This window comes from Kosakonia sp. WA-90, assembly GCF_039871955.1.
In the GTDB taxonomy this organism is placed as follows: domain Bacteria; phylum Pseudomonadota; class Gammaproteobacteria; order Enterobacterales; family Enterobacteriaceae; genus Kosakonia; species Kosakonia oryzendophytica.
This window is the reverse complement of sequence record NZ_JBDPLJ010000003.1, coordinates 1-15,910: the sequence shown is the minus strand read 5'-3', so window position 1 is coordinate 15,910 and position 15,910 is coordinate 1. Positions and strand designations below refer to the sequence as shown.

Genomic DNA, 15,910 nt, shown 5'->3' with positions numbered 1-15,910 from the left:
GGATCAGAATGCGATGTTATACACAACTAAAAAAGTGAACACGCGTTATTCTTTGGATAACTACCGGTTAGTAAGACCTTTTAAGCAGAGTTATCCACATCTGATCGCACGATCTTTAATCATTATTGAGTAAATTTTTCCAGGATCCCAACCATTCCTCTGCGGGATCTTCCGGAATATCGTGATCCAGAATGTTGATCTTCAGTGTTTCGCCGATCTGTCTGGCGCCGTTTGCCTTTAAAGACGCTTCCAGTTTTTCGATCGCCTGGCAGAAGGTGTCATATTCACGGCTACCAATACCGATCGCGCCAAAGCGAACCCGGGAAAGATCCGGTTTCTGTTCATTCAAATCATCCAAAAACGGCTGCAGGTTTTCTGGAAGATCGCCCGCACCGTGGGTTGAACTGACCACCAGCCATATCCCCTGCGGCGCAAGATCCTCTAGTAGCGGGCCATGTAACGTCTCAGTGCTAAAACCTGCATCTTCCAGCTTTTCCGCCAGATGTTCTGCAACATATTCCGCACCGCCAAGCGTACTGCCGCTAATCAGCGTGATGTCTGCCATGAAGCCCCGCTCCGTTTTATTCGCCATCCGGCGACAAATAGAGGTGCATTGTACGCTGTGAACGGGCTGGGATCTACCTGTGGACAATACGGGTATTACTCAGGGATGAAAACGCCCGGTTAAGGGCGGATGGTACGCATGATCGGGTTTTGCAGGGAGATCAATGTTTCGGTGGACTGAATTTCATCGATTGTTTGGATCTTGTTGATAAGTACTTGCTGGAGGGCATCGATTGATCGGCACATCACCTTTATAAAGATACTGTAATGGCCGGTGGTGTAATACGCCTCGGTCACCTCTTCCAGGCTTTCGAGTTTTGCCAGCGCGGAAGGGTAATCTTTTGCGCTCTTCAGAATGATGCCGATAAAGCAGCACACATCGTAACCCAGTTGCTTCGGGCTGACGTCAATGCGCGCACCGGTGATGATCCCGGCCTGCTTCATTTTCTCTACGCGAACATGAATGGTGCCGGGGCTTACGCCAAATTGTTTAGCCAGTTCGGCGTAAGCAGTACGCGCATTCGCCATTAAGGCGTCGAGAATGCCGCGGTCCAGATTGTCGATCTGATAATTTTCCATAGGATTTTCTTATGAAGAATAGTGATTCTTTCCATTTTAACCTGTGATTTTATCGATTCAAAAGCACTGGTGGCTTTTTAATTGATGATTATTGAGTTGCGATGTCATTTTGTTGCTTAATTAAAAGCAACAGGACACAGGAGTTAAATAATGAAAACCGCTTACATCGCTAAACAACGCCAGATCGCCTTTGTGAAATCCTTTTTTTCCCGCCAGCTTGAAGAAAAATTGGGCCTGATTGAAGTGCAGGCGCCGATTCTCAGCCGTGTTGGGGATGGTACTCAGGATAATCTGTCCGGTAGCGAGAAAGCGGTGCAGGTCAATGTGAAGACATTGCCGGAGGCCCGCTTTGAAGTCGTGCACTCTCTGGCGAAATGGAAACGACAGACGCTGGGTCAACACGACTTCAGTGCCGGAGAGGGGCTATACACACATATGAAAGCCCTGCGTCCGGATGAAGACCGCCTTTCTCCGATTCACTCTGTTTATGTGGATCAGTGGGACTGGGAACGAGTGCTGGGTGACGGTGAACGCCATACCTCGACCTTAAAAGAGACCGTTCGAGCGATCTGGGCCGGGATCAAAGCCACGGAAGCAGAAGTCAGTGAACGATTTGGTCTGGTGCCCTTTCTGCCTGAACAGATCCATTTTGTGCACAGTGAAACGCTGCGCAGCCGTTTCCCGGATCTGGATGCCAAAGGTCGTGAAAGAGCCATCGCCAAAGAGCTGGGCGCGGTATTTCTGATGGGCATCGGCGGTAAGCTAAGTGACGGTAAACGCCATGACGTTCGCGCGCCGGATTATGATGACTGGAGTACCGTGGCAGAAGGTGGCTTCAGCGGCCTGAACGGCGATATTCTGGTCTGGAACCCGGTACTGGAAGATGCGTTGGAACTCTCTTCCATGGGCATTCGCGTTGATGCGGATGCGTTAACACGTCAACTTAAACTGACGGGTGATGAAGACAGGCTACAGCTTGAGTGGCACCAGGCGCTGTTGCGCGGAGAGATGCCACAAACCATTGGCGGCGGTATTGGTCAATCCCGACTGACGATGCTGTTATTGCAGTTGCCGCACATTGGCCAGGTTCAATGCGGTGTGTGGCCGGAACACGTCCGCAAGCAGGTTTCCGGTCTGCTTTAACGCCGCCAGCGCCGCAGCAGGCGGCTACGCATCCCGGTATCGAAGCGCCAGATATGGTCGAAGATGCGCATGATGCCGGGTTTGCCATGCACGGACATCGCCACCGCATGAAAGCGATGCTGATGAACGTGTTGCAGTTCCTTCACTTTATTCACCACATCGTCCGGCAAACGCTGGGCGATAAAGTCAGAGATCACTACCGCATCGGCGTCGTACCATTCGCCGCCCTGCATGCGTTCCACAATGGCGCGGAAACAGCTCGCCAAATCGGTTCCGCCGCGAAAACGCTGACTGAGAAAACGAATTGCCTGCTCCAGGCCTTCGGCGCTCGTCAGTTCGTAGCGCACCACTTCACTGGAGAAAAGCATAATGTAGCAGCGCCGCTTATCGGCCAGTGCGACGCGCATCAACGCCAGGCAAAATGCCTTTGCACACTGTTCATTAAAACCGCCCATTGAACCTGAGGTATCGACACAGACGATAAAAGGTCCGCGCGGTTGTTCATCGAATTCCTGATGAATAACCGGTCGTTCGGTCACTTTTTCCCGCCATGCATCGCCGTGTAGCCGGTAAGTGAGTAACTGTTTTTCCACCAGCCGGCGATAAAACTCATATTCCAGCTCAGTGATCCCCAGTGTGGCCAGTTCGGGCGGCAACAGCCGCAAAATATCATCGCTTTGATGCAGCCCGTCGACTTGCTCCGGAACCGTTGCCGGTTCACGCACCAGTGTACGGAATGTCTCCATTGGCGCATCTTTACGGGGGACGGATTTTGCTTCACGTGAGCGACCAAGCTGTTCGGCCAGATGCTGAAGTTCCGGCTGCTGATTGAGAAACTCACCATATTTAATGATTAACTGATAATCGCCGCGTTTAAGCTGCCCTGCACTCATATCCCATAACCGGCCTGCCGCATTTTCGTTTTCAATCAGCACGGGCTCCAACTGACCGCTCAGGGTCATACGTTCCTGTACTTCACTGAGCAGCCGATCGCGTTCCTCATCCAGCAATTGCTGATTAAAGGTGGTGGTCTGCACCACAAGGCTCAGGCGCCAACGTTGTAAAAACAGCGTATGCAGCGCAGGTGTGAAGAGGGCGTTATCCGCTACCATCTGTCTGGCCTGGGCGGCATATGGCGAATGGAGCTTATCCAGTAACGCGAGAATTTGCGGCAACTGAACAATAAACTGCGATGTCGACAGGAGCTGGTTTTGTTGGTAACTCAACACTTCTTCTGCCAGTTCTGGCGGAACGGCGGTCTCTTTAAGGTGTTTTCTCAGCGCTTCACGCCAGCGGGGTACATCGTCAGTGATGGCCTGTTTCAGGCGAGGAAATTTTTCAAAAAACAGCGCCAGTTGCGGCGATGCCAGCAGGGCGACGATGAGCTCTTCAATCATCGCCTCCTCGCTGACGGTCATCATGACATTGAGGGTATCCAGCGTTAGCATTGACGCGCCTGTTGGATTTGCGCTCTGACGTCCTGCAAGCTGGCTTCAATGCGACCTAACCAGTCGCTGGCGATAAACAGGCATTTCTGCTGTTCGCTAAAACGGGTGTGCTGCTGATGCCAGGTGTTATCCAGCGCTTCAAGCTGTTGTTTGATCTCTTCCGGAACGTTTTCCGGCGTAGCACCCGGCAGCGCGAGGCGCGATCCTTGTAAACTGACGTCGCGGATCAGCAGATGCAGGCTGGTGTCCACTTCCAGATCAAGCGGTTGCGCAAAACCAATGCCGTTGAGCTTACCGCGGATCTCCCCGCCTTTTGTCAGCCATTGCGCCAGCGCATTGCGTTCAATGGTGACATGAATAACCTGCATATCGTGCAGTTTCAGCGGCTTTTGCAACAACAAGGTCAGTACCGGGTCGTCCAGATCTTCCGGCAAGTCATAATGCGGTCGACGGCTGAACATACCGCCCTGACGGCTGACTTTGAGCGCTGTTTTATCGCTTTGCTGTTGCTGAAGCCGCATATTCTGCTGAGCTATGCTGCTCAGTTGCGCCAGCATCGCTTGCTGCTGCCATGCGTGCCCGGTCATCAAAATATCTAACTGTTGTTGCAGCAGATTCATACTCTGCGCATCGTGCCACAGGCAGTCCTTCAGCAGGATCAAATCTATTGGCGCAACGGCGTCACGACCGCTAAAAAAGGCGCTGGATTGCAACAGTCGGATGGCCTTTTTCCATCGACGATCGGAAACATAAGGTGCGTTTGGTAAAGCATCAAGCTGCTGGCGCAGCGTATAAATCAGCTCAAAGACATGGTCCGGCAGTTTGACCTGCCCGATCTCGTGCTGCCAGTTGAGGTACTCTTCATCGGTGATCTGTAGCTCTTTCGCCACCGGATTGTCATTTTCATCCTGCTGACTGATCAGCATCGAGCGGAAGTTCCCCTTTTCCTGAACCTTGTCCAGCCACAGACGAATCAACATACGGTCATACAGCGCTTCGAGGCTGCTGTCTGCCTCCGGTAGTTCGTTAGACGCCGCCACCAGCAGACGCATAGGGATTTTCTCTTCGCTGGCACCGTTGCGAAAACGCCGTTCATTAATTGCGGTCAGCAAGGTATTGAGAATGGCGGGACCCGCTTTCCATATCTCATCCAGAAAAACGATTTCAGCTTCCGGCAGATAGCCGCTGGTTAAGCGTTCATAGCGCCCTTCATCTTTTAGCGCCTGGATCGAGAGCGGGCCAAAAACTTCCTCTGGCGTAGAGAAGCGGGTCATCAGATATTCGAAGGCGCGGGCATGTTTAAAGGCGAATTTCAGACGACGGGCAATCAGACTCTTGGCGATACCTGGCGGGCCCAATAGAAATACGCTCTCTCCACTCAGGGCTGCCAGCAGGCATAGCCGAATGGCGTGGCTACGCTCAAAGAGGCCTTTCTCCAGCGCGCTGCTTAAGCGGGAAATTCTTTCAGCTAATAAATGCGAGTGAGCCATAATAGATTTGCGTCCTTTCGCCGTGTTATCCGGCTTGCAAAAGCGAGTATAGACGTTCCTGTAAGGGCTTGTAATAGACTGAAGAACAGCTTTATTTTCTTTGCTCCAGATTAACGTGGCCGCATTTAGGGGTACGATTTCGCAAATAATCGTGCATACTGTGCGCTTTTTGTGGGCCAAGGGACTAAGCACACATTTGTCATTTCAACAAAAGATTAGTCTATGAGCACTGATAATAAGCAATCGTTACCCGCGGTAACACTCGCGGCTATTGGGGTTGTCTACGGTGATATTGGTACCAGCCCGCTTTATACGCTTCGTGAATGTTTGTCTGGTCAGTTCGGTTTCGGCGTTGAGCGTGATGCCGTTTTCGGTTTCTTATCGCTGATTTTCTGGCTGCTGGTTTTTGTCGTCTCCATTAAATACCTGACGTTCGTCATGCGGGCGGATAACGCCGGTGAGGGCGGGATCCTGACGCTGATGTCGCTGGCGGGGCGCAATACGTCTGCCAGAATGACTTCCGTACTGGTGATTATGGGGCTCATAGGCGGCAGTTTTTTCTATGGAGAAGTGGTCATCACCCCCGCAATCTCTGTTATGTCGGCTATTGAAGGGCTGGAAATTGTCGCGCCGTCGCTCGACTCATGGATTGTTCCGCTCTCTATCGTCGTCTTAACCTTACTGTTCGCGATCCAAAAACATGGCACCGGGCTTGTGGGGAAGCTGTTTGCACCGATTATGCTGGCGTGGTTTTTAATTCTGGCGGTGCTGGGTGCACGTGGAATTTTGTCTAATCCGGAAGTGTTGCAGGCACTGAACCCTGTATGGGCAGTCAATTTCTTCGTTCAGTACAAAGCGATCTCGTTTGTTGCGCTGGGTGCGGTGGTGCTTTCCATTACCGGGGTAGAAGCGCTGTATGCGGATATGGGGCACTTTGGCAAACTGCCGATTCGCGTGGCGTGGTTTATTGTGGTGCTGCCCTCTCTGGCGCTGAACTATTTTGGCCAGGGCGCATTGCTGCTGAAAACGCCGGAAGCGATCAAAAACCCGTTCTTTTTACTGGCACCTGAATGGGCGCTTATTCCTATGCTGATCATTGCCACCCTGGCGACGGTCATTGCCTCACAAGCCGTTATTTCAGGTGTCTTCTCACTGACCCGCCAGGCTGTGCGTTTGGGTTACCTTGCCCCGATGCGTATTATCCATACCTCGGAAATGGAGTCCGGGCAGATCTATATCCCCTTTATAAACTGGCTGCTCTACTTTGCGGTGGTGCTGGTGATTGTCAGCTTTGAACACTCCAGTAACCTTGCGGCGGCGTATGGTATTGCCGTAACCGGGACAATGGTGCTGACATCGATCCTTTCTACCACGGTGGCGCGAAATAACTGGCACTGGAATAAGCTATTTGTTGCGCTGATCCTCACGTTGTTCCTGTGTATTGATGTGCCGCTGTTTTCGGCAAACCTCGATAAGATTGTTTCCGGCGGCTGGTTGCCGTTAAGCCTGGGTCTGGTGATGTTCCTGGTGATGACCACCTGGAAAAGCGAGCGTTTCCGTTTACTGCGTCGCATGCATGAACACGGTAACTCTCTCGAAGCGATGATTGCATCGCTGGAGAAATCACCGCCGGTACGTGTGCCCGGGACTGCGGTGTATATGTCCCGTGCGCTGAACGTTATTCCATTCGCTATGCTGCATAACCTTAAGCATAACAAAGTGTTGCATGAGCGTGTCATCCTGCTGACGCTGCGTACCGAAGATGCGCCTTATGTGCATAACGTTCGTCGCGTGCAGATAGAGCAACTCTCGCCAACTTTCTGGCGTGTTGTGGCCAGCTACGGCTGGCGTGAAACGCCGAACGTGGAGGAAGTGTTTCACCGTTGCGGGCTTGAAGGCCTCAATTGCCGCATGATGGAAACTTCTTTCTTTATGTCGCATGAATCGCTGATCGTCGGCAAACGTCCATGGTATCTGCGGCTACGCGGTAAACTTTACCTGGTGTTGCAGCGAAATGCGTTGCGCGCTCCCGATCAGTTTGAGATCCCGCCTAACAGGGTGATAGAACTGGGAACCCAGGTCGAAATTTAGTCCTGATTAAACCCCTCGCAATGAGGGGTTTTTGTTATTAATTGCTGTAAATTTTGCTTAAGCAAGAAAAGCTGTTTTTTTCATCATTTCCACAAGCGAAACGTTTCGATATCGATCACACTTCTGTAATGCCGGGATGGTTTTCTGAGCATTCTTCATACTACACTGCGTTCAGCGAAACGTTTCGCTAGTGGAGCATAAAATATGAAAAAAGGTCGTGTACTGAACGCTGACATTTCGTCGGTCATCTCTCGTCTTGGTCATACCGATACGCTGGTGGTGTGTGATGCCGGGTTGCCGGTGCCACGTAGCACACAACGTGTGGATATGGCATTAACACAGGGCGTTCCTTCCTTCATGCAAGTGCTGGAAGTGGTGACAACGGAAATGCAGGTTGAGGCCGCTATCTTAGCGTCGGAAATTAAACAATATAATCCGCAGCTCCACGAAACGTTGCTCAGCCATATTGAGCAACTGCAACAACACCAGGGAAATACCATAGCCGTGCAGTACGTTACGCACGAGCAGTTCAAAAAACACACCGCGGACAGTCATGCGGTTATTCGCAGCGGGGAGTGTTCCCCGTTTGCGAATATCATTCTCTGTGCTGGCGTCACATTCTGAGGCCCTCATGGACGCGTTATTGCAACTCAAGGGAATCGATAAAGCATTCCCCGGCGTAAAAGCCCTCTCCGGCGCGGCGCTGAATGTTTACCCCGGCCGCGTGATGGCGCTGGTCGGGGAAAATGGCGCCGGTAAATCCACCATGATGAAAGTACTGACCGGCATCTACACGCGAGATGCGGGTTCGCTACTTTGGCTGGGGAAAGAGACCACCTTCACCGGTCCTAAATCTTCCCAGGAAGCCGGCATTGGTATCATTCACCAGGAACTGAACCTGATCCCGCAGTTGACCATTGCCGAGAACATTTTCCTTGGCCGTGAGTTTGTGAACCGTTTTGGCAAAATCGACTGGAAAAAGATGTTTGCCGACGCCGACAAACTGCTGGCGAAACTGAATCTGCGCTTTAAGAGTAACCGTCTTGTGGGCGAGCTATCCATCGGCGATCAGCAAATGGTCGAAATCGCTAAAGTGATGAGCTACGAATCGCAGGTCATCATTATGGATGAACCGACCGATGCCCTGACCGACACCGAAACCGAATCGCTGTTTCGCGTGATCCGCGAACTGAAAGCGCAAGGGCGTGGCATTGTTTATATCTCCCACCGAATGAAAGAGATCTTCGAGATTTGCGATGACGTGACGGTTTTCCGTGACGGGCAATTTATTGCCGAGCGCGAAGTTGCAACGCTGACCGAAGATACGCTGATCGAAATGATGGTTGGCCGTAAGCTGGAAGATCAGTACCCGCGTCTGGATAAAGCGCCGGGTGAAGTACGTCTTACCGTCGATAGTTTGTGTGGGCCGGGGGTGGATAACGTCAGCTTCACCCTGCGTAAAGGTGAAATTCTTGGGGTGGCCGGGCTGATGGGGGCCGGTCGCACTGAGCTGATGAAAGTGCTGTATGGCGCACTGCCGCGCACCAGCGGCTATGTGACACTCGATGGGCACGAAGTGATCACCCGCAGTCCGCAGGATGGGCTGGCAAACGGCATTGTGTATATCTCTGAAGATCGTAAGCGTGACGGGCTGGTGCTTGGCATGTCGGTTAAAGAGAACATGTCGCTCACCGCGCTGCGCTACTTCAGCCACACAGGTGGCACGCTGAAGCATAAAGATGAACAGCAGGCGGTAAATGATTTTATTCGTCTGTTTAATGTGAAAACGCCCTCGATGGAACAGGCCATTGGGCTGCTCTCCGGCGGGAATCAGCAAAAAGTGGCGATTGCACGCGGTCTGATGACCCGCCCGAAAGTGTTGATCCTCGACGAACCGACCCGTGGTGTGGACGTCGGGGCGAAGAAAGAAATTTATCAGTTAATTAACCAGTTTAAGGCCGATGGCCTGAGCATCATTCTTGTCTCTTCGGAGATGCCGGAAGTTCTGGGAATGAGCGATCGCATTATGGTGATGCATGAAGGGCGTCTCGGCGGTGAATTCACGCGCGAGCAGGCCACTCAGGAAGTATTGATGGCTGCCGCTGTGGGCAAGCTTAATCGTGTGAATCAGGAGTAAAAAAGATGACTACCCAGGCTGTTTCTGGTCGCCGTTATTTCACCAAAGCATGGTTGATGGAACAAAAATCGTTAATTGCCCTGCTGGTGCTGATTGCGATCGTTTCGACCATGAGCCCGAACTTTTTTACCGTCAACAACCTGTTGAACATCCTGCAGCAGACGTCGGTTAACGCCATTATGGCCGTCGGGATGACGCTGGTGATCCTGACATCGGGAATCGACCTGTCCGTGGGGTCTCTGTTGGCACTAACCGGTGCTGTCGCGGCTTCGCTGGTGGGCATGGAAGTGAATGCACTGGTGGCTGTTGCTGGTGCGCTGGCGCTTGGCGCTGCCGTGGGCGCGCTGACTGGCGCCATTGTCGCTAAAGGTCGTGTTCAGGCGTTTATCGCCACGCTGGTGATGATGCTGCTGTTGCGCGGTGTGACGCTGGTTTACACCAACGGTAGCCCGATCAACACCGGCTTTACGGATAATGCCGATGTGTTTGGCTGGTTCGGTATTGGTCGTCCTTTCGGCATCCCTACGCCGGTCTGGCTCATGGCGATAGTCTTTATTGCCGCATGGTATCTGTTGCATCACACCCGCCTGGGTCGTTATATCTATGCCTTAGGCGGTAACGAAGCCGCTACGCGTTTGTCCGGTATCAGCGTAGATAAAGTCAAAGTTATCGTTTACTCGCTGTGTGGCCTGTTGGCCTCTCTGGCGGGCATTATTGAAGTGGCGCGTCTTTCCTCGGCGCAACCTACTGCGGGAGCAGGTTATGAGCTGGATGCTATCGCCGCGGTTGTTTTGGGTGGGACCAGTCTTGCAGGCGGTAAGGGTCGTATCGTCGGGACGTTAATCGGCGCACTGATCCTTGGCTTCCTCAATAATGGATTGAATTTGCTGAGTGTTTCCTCCTATTACCAGATGATCGTTAAAGCAGTGGTGATTCTGCTCGCGGTACTGGTAGACAACAAAAAGCAGTAATTACCTACACAACAGGACTCATGAAAATGAACATGAAAAAACTGGCCACTCTGGTTTCTGCTGTTGCACTGAGCGCCACCGTAAGTGCGAATGCGATGGCAAAAGACTCTATTGCTCTGGTTATTTCTACGCTGAACAACCCGTTCTTCGTTTCGCTGAAGGATGGTGCGCAGAAAGAAGCGGACAAACTGGGTTATGACCTGGTGGTTCTGGACTCGCAGAACAACCCGGCTAAAGAGCTGGCTAACGTTCAGGATTTGACCGTACGTGGCACCAAACTGCTGCTGATCAACCCAACAGATTCCGACGCGGTGGGTAACGCCGTGAAGATGGCTAACCAGGCGAAAATCCCGGTGATCACCCTTGACCGTGTGGCCTCCAGCGGTGAAGTGGTCAGCCATATTGCTTCCGATAACGTACTGGGCGGCAAAATCGCCGGTGACTATATCGCCAAGAAAGCTGGCGAGGGCGCAAAAGTCATCGAACTGGCGGGTATTGCCGGTACCTCTGCAGCACGTGAGCGTGGTGAAGGTTTCCAGCAGGCGGTAGCTGCGCATAAATTCAACGTGCTGGCCAGCCAGCCGGCAGACTTTGATCGTACTAAGGGTCTGAACGTCATGCAGAACCTGCTGACCGCGCATCCGGACGTGCAGGCTGTGTTCGCACAGAACGATGAAATGGCGTTGGGCGCGCTGCGTGCGCTGCAAACTGCCGGTAAATCCGACGTTATGGTCGTAGGTTTTGACGGTACACCAGACGGTGTGAAAGCGGTAAATGATGGCAAATTGTCAGCGACTATCGCCCAGCTGCCAGAACAGATTGGCGCGAAAGGTGTTGATACCGCTGATAAGGTTCTGAAAGGCGAAAAAGTTTACGCGAAAAACCCGGTTGACCTGAAACTGGTCATCAAGCAGTAATATGGCGTTCTGGCCGTAGCAACACGCTGCGGCTTGTGGGACAACGTAAAAAAAAGAAAAGCATGGCACGCGCCACCGTCACCGGTGGCGCACTTTACGGACTCGTTCATCATGAAAACCGCAGGCAAACTCGTCGTCCTTGGTAGTATTAATGCCGATCACATTCTTAACCTTGAATCCTTCCCTACGCCGGGCGAAACCGTCACCGGTAGTCACTATCAGGTCGCTTTCGGCGGCAAAGGCGCAAACCAGGCTGTCGCCGCCGGACGCAGCGGTGCGGATATCGCGTTTATTGCCTGTACTGGTGATGATGACACCGGTACGCGGGTACGTAAGCAGCTGGAAAGCGACAACATTGATGTTGCTCCGGTAAGTGTTGTTGCTGGTGAATCTACCGGCGTGGCGCTGATTTTCGTTAATGGCGAAGGTGAGAATGTTATCGGTATTCATGCGGGAGCGAATGCGGCGCTCTCCGTAGAAAGAGTCGATGCGCAACGCACGCTTATTGCGGATGCTTCTGCACTGCTGATGCAGTTGGAATCCCCGGTAGAGAGCGTGCTGGCTGCGGCCCGTATTGCTCATCAGAATGGCACGCTCGTCGCACTGAACCCGGCACCGGCACGTGAGCTCTCTGATGAGTTGCTGGCGCTGGTGGACATCATTACGCCTAATGAAACTGAAGCGGAAAAACTCACGGGGATTAATGTTTCCAGTGATGATGATGCCGCTCGCGCCGCGCAAGTGTTGCACGGTAAAGGTATCAATACCGTTATTATTACGCTGGGTAGCCGCGGCGTGTGGGCCAGCGTGAAAGGTGAAGGCAAGCGTGTACCCGGTTTCAAAGTGAAAGCCGTCGATACCATTGCCGCAGGCGATACGTTTAATGGCGCGCTGTTAACCGCATTGCTGGAAGCTAAACCGCTGGATGAGGCGATTCGTTTTGCTCATGCAGCGGCAGCCATTGCCGTTACGCGTAAAGGCGCGCAACCGTCTGTGCCCTGGCGCAACGAGATTGATGATTTTCTACATCAGCAGGGGTAACGCGTGGCCACGATGAAGGATGTTGCCCGCCTGGCGGGCGTTTCCACCTCTACGGTTTCCCACGTTATCAATAACGATCGCTTTGTCAGTGATGCGATTCGTGAAAAGGTGGACGCGGCGATCAAAACGCTGAACTACGCGCCCTCCGCCCTTGCGCGCAGTCTGAAGATCAATCAGACCCGCACTATCGGCATGCTGATTACCGCCAGTACGAATCCCTTTTATTCAGAACTGGTGCGCGGCGTTGAACGTAGCTGTTTTGAGCGTGGCTATAGCCTGGTGCTGTGTAACACCGAAGGCGATGAGCAGCGGATGAATCGTAACCTGGAGACGCTGATGCAAAAGCGTGTTGATGGGTTACTTTTGCTGTGTACTGAAACGCATCAGCCTTCGCAAGAGATCATGCACCGTTATCCTTCTATACCCACCGTTATGATGGACTGGGCGCCGTTCGATGGCGACAGCGATCTGATTCAGGATAACTCCTTGTTTGGCGGCGATATGGCGACGCAGTATCTGATTGATAAAGGCTATACGCGTATTGCCTGCATTACCGGGCCGCTGGATAAAACACCGGCGCGTTTGCGTCTCGAAGGGTATCGCGAAGCGATGATTCGTGCCGGGCTGACCATTCGCGAAGGCGATGAAATTGAAAGTGATTTTGAGTTCGGCGGCGGGTTTGACGCGATGAAGTCGTTACTGGCGATGAACGAGCGTCCGCAGGCAGTGTTTATCGGGAATGATGCAATGGCCGTAGGGGCTTATCAGGCGCTGTATCAAGCGGGGCTGAAGATCCCGGAGGATATGGCTATCGTGGGTTATGATGATATTGAACTGGCGCGTTATATGACGCCGCCGCTCACCACTATCCATCAGCCAAAAGATGAACTGGGCGAGCTGGCGATTGATGTACTGATTCACCGAATGGCAGAACCTGATCTGCAACAGCAACGGTTGCAGCTGACGCCGATCTTAATGACGCGCGGTTCCGCCTGATTTCCTGTTCCGCTCTTTTATCAGGTTGCGCCCATCTTTCGCTTTCAGCAGCATAAATACCAGTGCGGAAACCAGTGTAATCGCCCCCATCGTAATAAACGTATAGTGAAACTGTTCCACTGTATTGGCGCTATCAAACCCTTCATAAAAACGCAGTACCGCTGCACTGACTGCCACGCCCAGGCTTATCGACAGTTGCTGTGTTACCGCCAGCACGCTATTGCCGCTGCTGGCGTTGTCATCCGTTAAATCCGCCAGCGTAATGGTGTTCATGGCTGTGAACTGCGTGGACATCGCCATTCCCAGTACGAACAGCGGCAAAATCAGCATCCATACTGCCATTGACGGCGACTGGAGCGAGAACTGTGCAATCATCAAACCAATAAAAAGCGTGATGCCAACCAGTGTCTTGCGATAACCCAGACTGCGCAGTATTTGCGTGACGATGGATTTCGCCAGAATCGACCCCAGAGCGGTAGGGGCCATCATACAACCGGCGATCAGCGCCGGATAACCAAAACCAACCTGCAACATCAGCGGCATCAGAAAAGGAACACAGCCGGTTCCCAAGCGTGATGCAATATTGCCCGCAATGCCGACGGAAAAAGTATGTGTCCTAAACAGATTCAGTGAAATCAGTGGGGTCGGGTGGCGTTTAGCGTGGCGGATATAGGCCAGCAGTAACAAAATACCACTCAGGATGATGGCGAGCGCAATCCAGGTGGCAACCAGTTTTTCGCCAAACAGTTCCATCCCACTTGAGAAGAGCACGAGGCTTAAGCCAAACAGGAAAAAACCACCCATGTCGAAGCTACGTCGCGGGGTGGTGAAATTGGGCATATATTTGCGTGCGTAAAACAGTCCGGCAAGGCCAATGGGGATATTAATCAGAAAGATCCAGTGCCAGCTTGCCCACGTCACCAGAATGCCACCCATCACCGGGCCCAGAATCGGCCCGACCAGGCCTGGCATAGTGACAAAGTTAAGCACTGGCAATAATTCACTGCGCGGATAAGCGCGCAACAGCGCCAGACGGGCTACCGGCATCATCATTGCTCCGCCGATGCCCTGAATCACACGAAAGATTACCAGCATGGCGAGCGAGTTGGAGAGCGCGCAAGCCAGAGAGCCTAGCGTAAACAGACTCACGGCTAGCATAAATATCCGCCGCGTACCGAAGCGGTCTGCCAGCCAGCCGCTCATCGGGATGAGCATCGCCACGGTCAGTGTGTAACTAATAATGGCTGATTGCATGGCTAAAGGGGAACGATCAAGGCTGTGCGCGATGGCCGGTAAAGCAGTGTTGAGAATGGTGGCGTCCAGCGCCTGCATAAAAAAAGCCATTGCCGCAATCCACGGCAGACCAGCCATACTGCGTGCTTTCTTCTCTGTCATGCAATATCCCGTTATTTCGCCGTAGGGGCATAAGGCGTTGTCAGTAATATCTGGCATGCCCGGAATGCGCTTTCACCGTCGCTTTCCTGGATGGCATTCACAATCGCCTGATGAAGGTCGAGCTTGACCACTTCGTTTTGCGTTATAGAAGTAAAGTAGGTGTGATAAATAGAATGAAAGAGCGTGGAGAACGATATAAGGAAGGGGTTTTCACTCATGGCGTAAATATGTTCATGCCAGGCCATATCCACATCTATCCAGCGTTCGCGGTTAAAATCCTTTTTCAGAATCACCATCTCTTCCATTAATGTATTGAGATGCGCTTTTTGTTCCGCGCTGCCCAGAGTTGCCGCCAACAGGCACGCCTGAGGTTCCAGGCTGCTACGCATTACCAGAAAGTGTTGGATAACGGTTTCAACGTTCTCCTCGCTCATCCACCAGGACAATAATTCTTTATCCAGAAAGTTCCAGTTACCGCGTGGCATGACACGGGTGCCAATACGCGGACGGGGTAAAACCATTCCTTTTGCTGTTAATGTCTTTACTGCTTCCCTGATGGCGGTGCGGCTTACGCCAAACTGCTCACCCAGCTCCATCTCTCCAGGCAGAATAACGCCTGGCGCATATTTGCCTTTCAGGATTTGTCGCGCCAGTTTCTCCGCCAGCACCCATGAGATGTTTTTCTGTGCGGCAAGTTGTTGTGCGTTTAAAGACATTTTCTCACTTCCTTTTATCTCGTTATCACCTGTTAGTATGCCATTCGATATATGTCAGTGGTGGTAAAAACAGCGAAATCAGCAATTCATGCCGCTTTTTGCCGCGCTTTGTTGAAAAAAAACGCGGTTGATAACTTTTTTTAAATTAGGGGTTGTCAGCCGGAATTAACTCCCTATAATGCGCCACCACTGACACGGCACAACGGCAAACACACCGGCCTGTCAGGTGAAGAATTCTGAAAATATTCAGTTGACTTCGCAGCGGGAAAGCGTAATATGCACACCCCGCGCCGCAGCGAAAACACAGCGGCACTGCTCTTTAACAATTTATCAGACAATCTGTGTGGGCACTCAAAGTGACATGGATTCTTGACGTCCACGGACGCTAAATGAATACCAAGTCTCACGAGTGAACACGTAAT

The 15,910-nt window shown here is 52.3% G+C and carries 14 protein-coding genes; 8 read left to right on the top strand and 6 right to left on the bottom strand.

Features of this window, described 5'->3' with window-relative positions; genetic code table 11:
- Nucleotides 1–115: 115 nt before the first annotated feature.
- Entirely contained in the window at nucleotides 116–565 is a 450-nt protein-coding gene (gene mioC, locus ABGA49_RS06540) for an FMN-binding protein MioC (RefSeq protein ID WP_088236967.1), read from the bottom strand.
- 119 nt (nucleotides 566–684) lie between these two features.
- Nucleotides 685–1,143, bottom strand: a complete 459-nt coding sequence (gene asnC / locus ABGA49_RS06535) for a transcriptional regulator AsnC (RefSeq protein ID WP_007369362.1) — start codon at nucleotides 1,141–1,143, stop codon at nucleotides 685–687.
- A 150-nt stretch (nucleotides 1,144–1,293) separates the two neighbouring features.
- On the opposite strand from asnC, the gene asnA reads away from it, so the two are divergent.
- Nucleotides 1,294–2,286 carry an aspartate--ammonia ligase gene (gene asnA, locus ABGA49_RS06530; RefSeq protein ID WP_134319168.1) on the top strand — a complete coding sequence of 331 codons (993 nt, stop codon included), beginning with the start codon at nucleotides 1,294–1,296 and terminating at the stop codon, nucleotides 2,284–2,286.
- Here asnA and viaA read toward each other — a convergent pair.
- Both viaA and ravA read right to left on the bottom strand, forming a co-directional pair.
- Nucleotides 2,283–3,734 (bottom strand): ATPase RavA stimulator ViaA, encoded by a 1,452-nt coding sequence (gene viaA, locus ABGA49_RS06525; protein WP_347665329.1) that lies wholly within the window; start codon nucleotides 3,732–3,734, stop codon nucleotides 2,283–2,285. The two genes, asnA and viaA, sit on opposite strands and share 4 nt — an antisense overlap.
- Nucleotides 3,728–5,224: an ATPase RavA gene (ravA, locus tag ABGA49_RS06520; RefSeq protein ID WP_061499567.1), complete on the bottom strand. Its 1,497-nt coding sequence runs from the start codon at nucleotides 5,222–5,224 to the stop codon at nucleotides 3,728–3,730. The genes viaA and ravA overlap by 7 nt, the downstream gene beginning before the upstream one ends.
- A 222-nt stretch (nucleotides 5,225–5,446) precedes the next feature.
- Between ravA and kup the strand changes: the two genes are divergently transcribed.
- The 7 genes from kup to rbsR all read left to right on the top strand — a co-directional run bounded on the left by kup (nucleotide 5,447) and on the right by rbsR (nucleotide 13,377).
- On the top strand, nucleotides 5,447–7,315 hold the full coding sequence (gene kup / locus ABGA49_RS06515) for a low affinity potassium transporter Kup (RefSeq protein ID WP_061499564.1): 1,869 nt from the start codon (nucleotides 5,447–5,449) through the stop codon (nucleotides 7,313–7,315).
- Nucleotides 7,316–7,519: 204 nt separating this feature from the next.
- Complete coding sequence (gene rbsD, locus ABGA49_RS06510) at nucleotides 7,520–7,939, top strand: D-ribose pyranase (protein ID WP_061499562.1); 420 nt, start codon at nucleotides 7,520–7,522, stop codon at nucleotides 7,937–7,939.
- A gap of 7 nt (nucleotides 7,940–7,946) precedes the next feature.
- Nucleotides 7,947–9,452 carry a ribose ABC transporter ATP-binding protein RbsA gene (gene rbsA / locus ABGA49_RS06505; protein WP_061499560.1) on the top strand — a complete coding sequence of 502 codons (1,506 nt, stop codon included), beginning with the start codon at nucleotides 7,947–7,949 and terminating at the stop codon, nucleotides 9,450–9,452.
- A gap of 5 nt (nucleotides 9,453–9,457) precedes the next feature.
- Complete coding sequence (gene rbsC, locus ABGA49_RS06500; RefSeq protein WP_061499558.1) at nucleotides 9,458–10,423, top strand: ribose ABC transporter permease; 966 nt, start codon at nucleotides 9,458–9,460, stop codon at nucleotides 10,421–10,423.
- Between the two features lie 26 nt (nucleotides 10,424–10,449).
- Complete coding sequence (rbsB, locus tag ABGA49_RS06495; RefSeq protein WP_061499555.1) at nucleotides 10,450–11,340, top strand: ribose ABC transporter substrate-binding protein RbsB; 891 nt, start codon at nucleotides 10,450–10,452, stop codon at nucleotides 11,338–11,340.
- A gap of 111 nt (nucleotides 11,341–11,451) precedes the next feature.
- Entirely contained in the window at nucleotides 11,452–12,381 is a 930-nt protein-coding gene (gene rbsK, locus ABGA49_RS06490; RefSeq protein WP_061499551.1) for a ribokinase, read from the top strand.
- Nucleotides 12,382–12,393: 12 nt separating this feature from the next.
- The gene (gene rbsR, locus ABGA49_RS06485) at nucleotides 12,394–13,377 is read left to right on the top strand and encodes a ribose operon transcriptional repressor RbsR (protein WP_167352676.1); all 984 of its coding nucleotides are present in this window, start codon (nucleotides 12,394–12,396) and stop codon (nucleotides 13,375–13,377) included.
- Here the strand turns inward: rbsR and mdtD are convergent.
- Entirely contained in the window at nucleotides 13,354–14,772 is a 1,419-nt protein-coding gene (gene mdtD / locus ABGA49_RS06480; RefSeq protein WP_061499548.1) for a multidrug transporter subunit MdtD, read from the bottom strand. The two genes, rbsR and mdtD, sit on opposite strands and share 24 nt — an antisense overlap.
- 11 nt (nucleotides 14,773–14,783) lie before the next feature.
- The gene (locus tag ABGA49_RS06475; RefSeq protein ID WP_061499545.1) at nucleotides 14,784–15,488 is read right to left on the bottom strand and encodes a FadR/GntR family transcriptional regulator; all 705 of its coding nucleotides are present in this window, start codon (nucleotides 15,486–15,488) and stop codon (nucleotides 14,784–14,786) included.
- Between the last annotated feature and the right edge of the window lie 422 nt (nucleotides 15,489–15,910).

Bases quoted from the DNA above. Each gene is read 5' to 3' on its own strand.
- mioC (WP_088236967.1), bottom strand. From the start codon at position 565: ATGGCAGACATCACGCTGATTAGCGGCAGTACGCTTGGCGGTGCGGAA.
- asnC (WP_007369362.1), bottom strand. From the start codon at position 1,143: ATGGAAAATTATCAGATCGACAATCTGGACCGCGGCATTCTCGACGCC.
- asnA (WP_134319168.1), top strand. From the start codon at position 1,294: ATGAAAACCGCTTACATCGCTAAACAACGCCAGATCGCCTTTGTGAAA.
- viaA (WP_347665329.1), bottom strand. From the start codon at position 3,734: ATGCTAACGCTGGATACCCTCAATGTCATGATGACCGTCAGCGAGGAG.
- ravA (WP_061499567.1), bottom strand. From the start codon at position 5,224: ATGGCTCACTCGCATTTATTAGCTGAAAGAATTTCCCGCTTAAGCAGC.
- kup (WP_061499564.1), top strand. From the start codon at position 5,447: ATGAGCACTGATAATAAGCAATCGTTACCCGCGGTAACACTCGCGGCT.
- rbsD (WP_061499562.1), top strand. From the start codon at position 7,520: ATGAAAAAAGGTCGTGTACTGAACGCTGACATTTCGTCGGTCATCTCT.
- rbsA (WP_061499560.1), top strand. From the start codon at position 7,947: ATGGACGCGTTATTGCAACTCAAGGGAATCGATAAAGCATTCCCCGGC.
- rbsC (WP_061499558.1), top strand. From the start codon at position 9,458: ATGACTACCCAGGCTGTTTCTGGTCGCCGTTATTTCACCAAAGCATGG.
- rbsB (WP_061499555.1), top strand. From the start codon at position 10,450: ATGAACATGAAAAAACTGGCCACTCTGGTTTCTGCTGTTGCACTGAGC.
- rbsK (WP_061499551.1), top strand. From the start codon at position 11,452: ATGAAAACCGCAGGCAAACTCGTCGTCCTTGGTAGTATTAATGCCGAT.
- rbsR (WP_167352676.1), top strand. From the start codon at position 12,394: ATGAAGGATGTTGCCCGCCTGGCGGGCGTTTCCACCTCTACGGTTTCC.
- mdtD (WP_061499548.1), bottom strand. From the start codon at position 14,772: ATGACAGAGAAGAAAGCACGCAGTATGGCTGGTCTGCCGTGGATTGCG.
- ABGA49_RS06475 (WP_061499545.1), bottom strand. From the start codon at position 15,488: ATGTCTTTAAACGCACAACAACTTGCCGCACAGAAAAACATCTCATGG.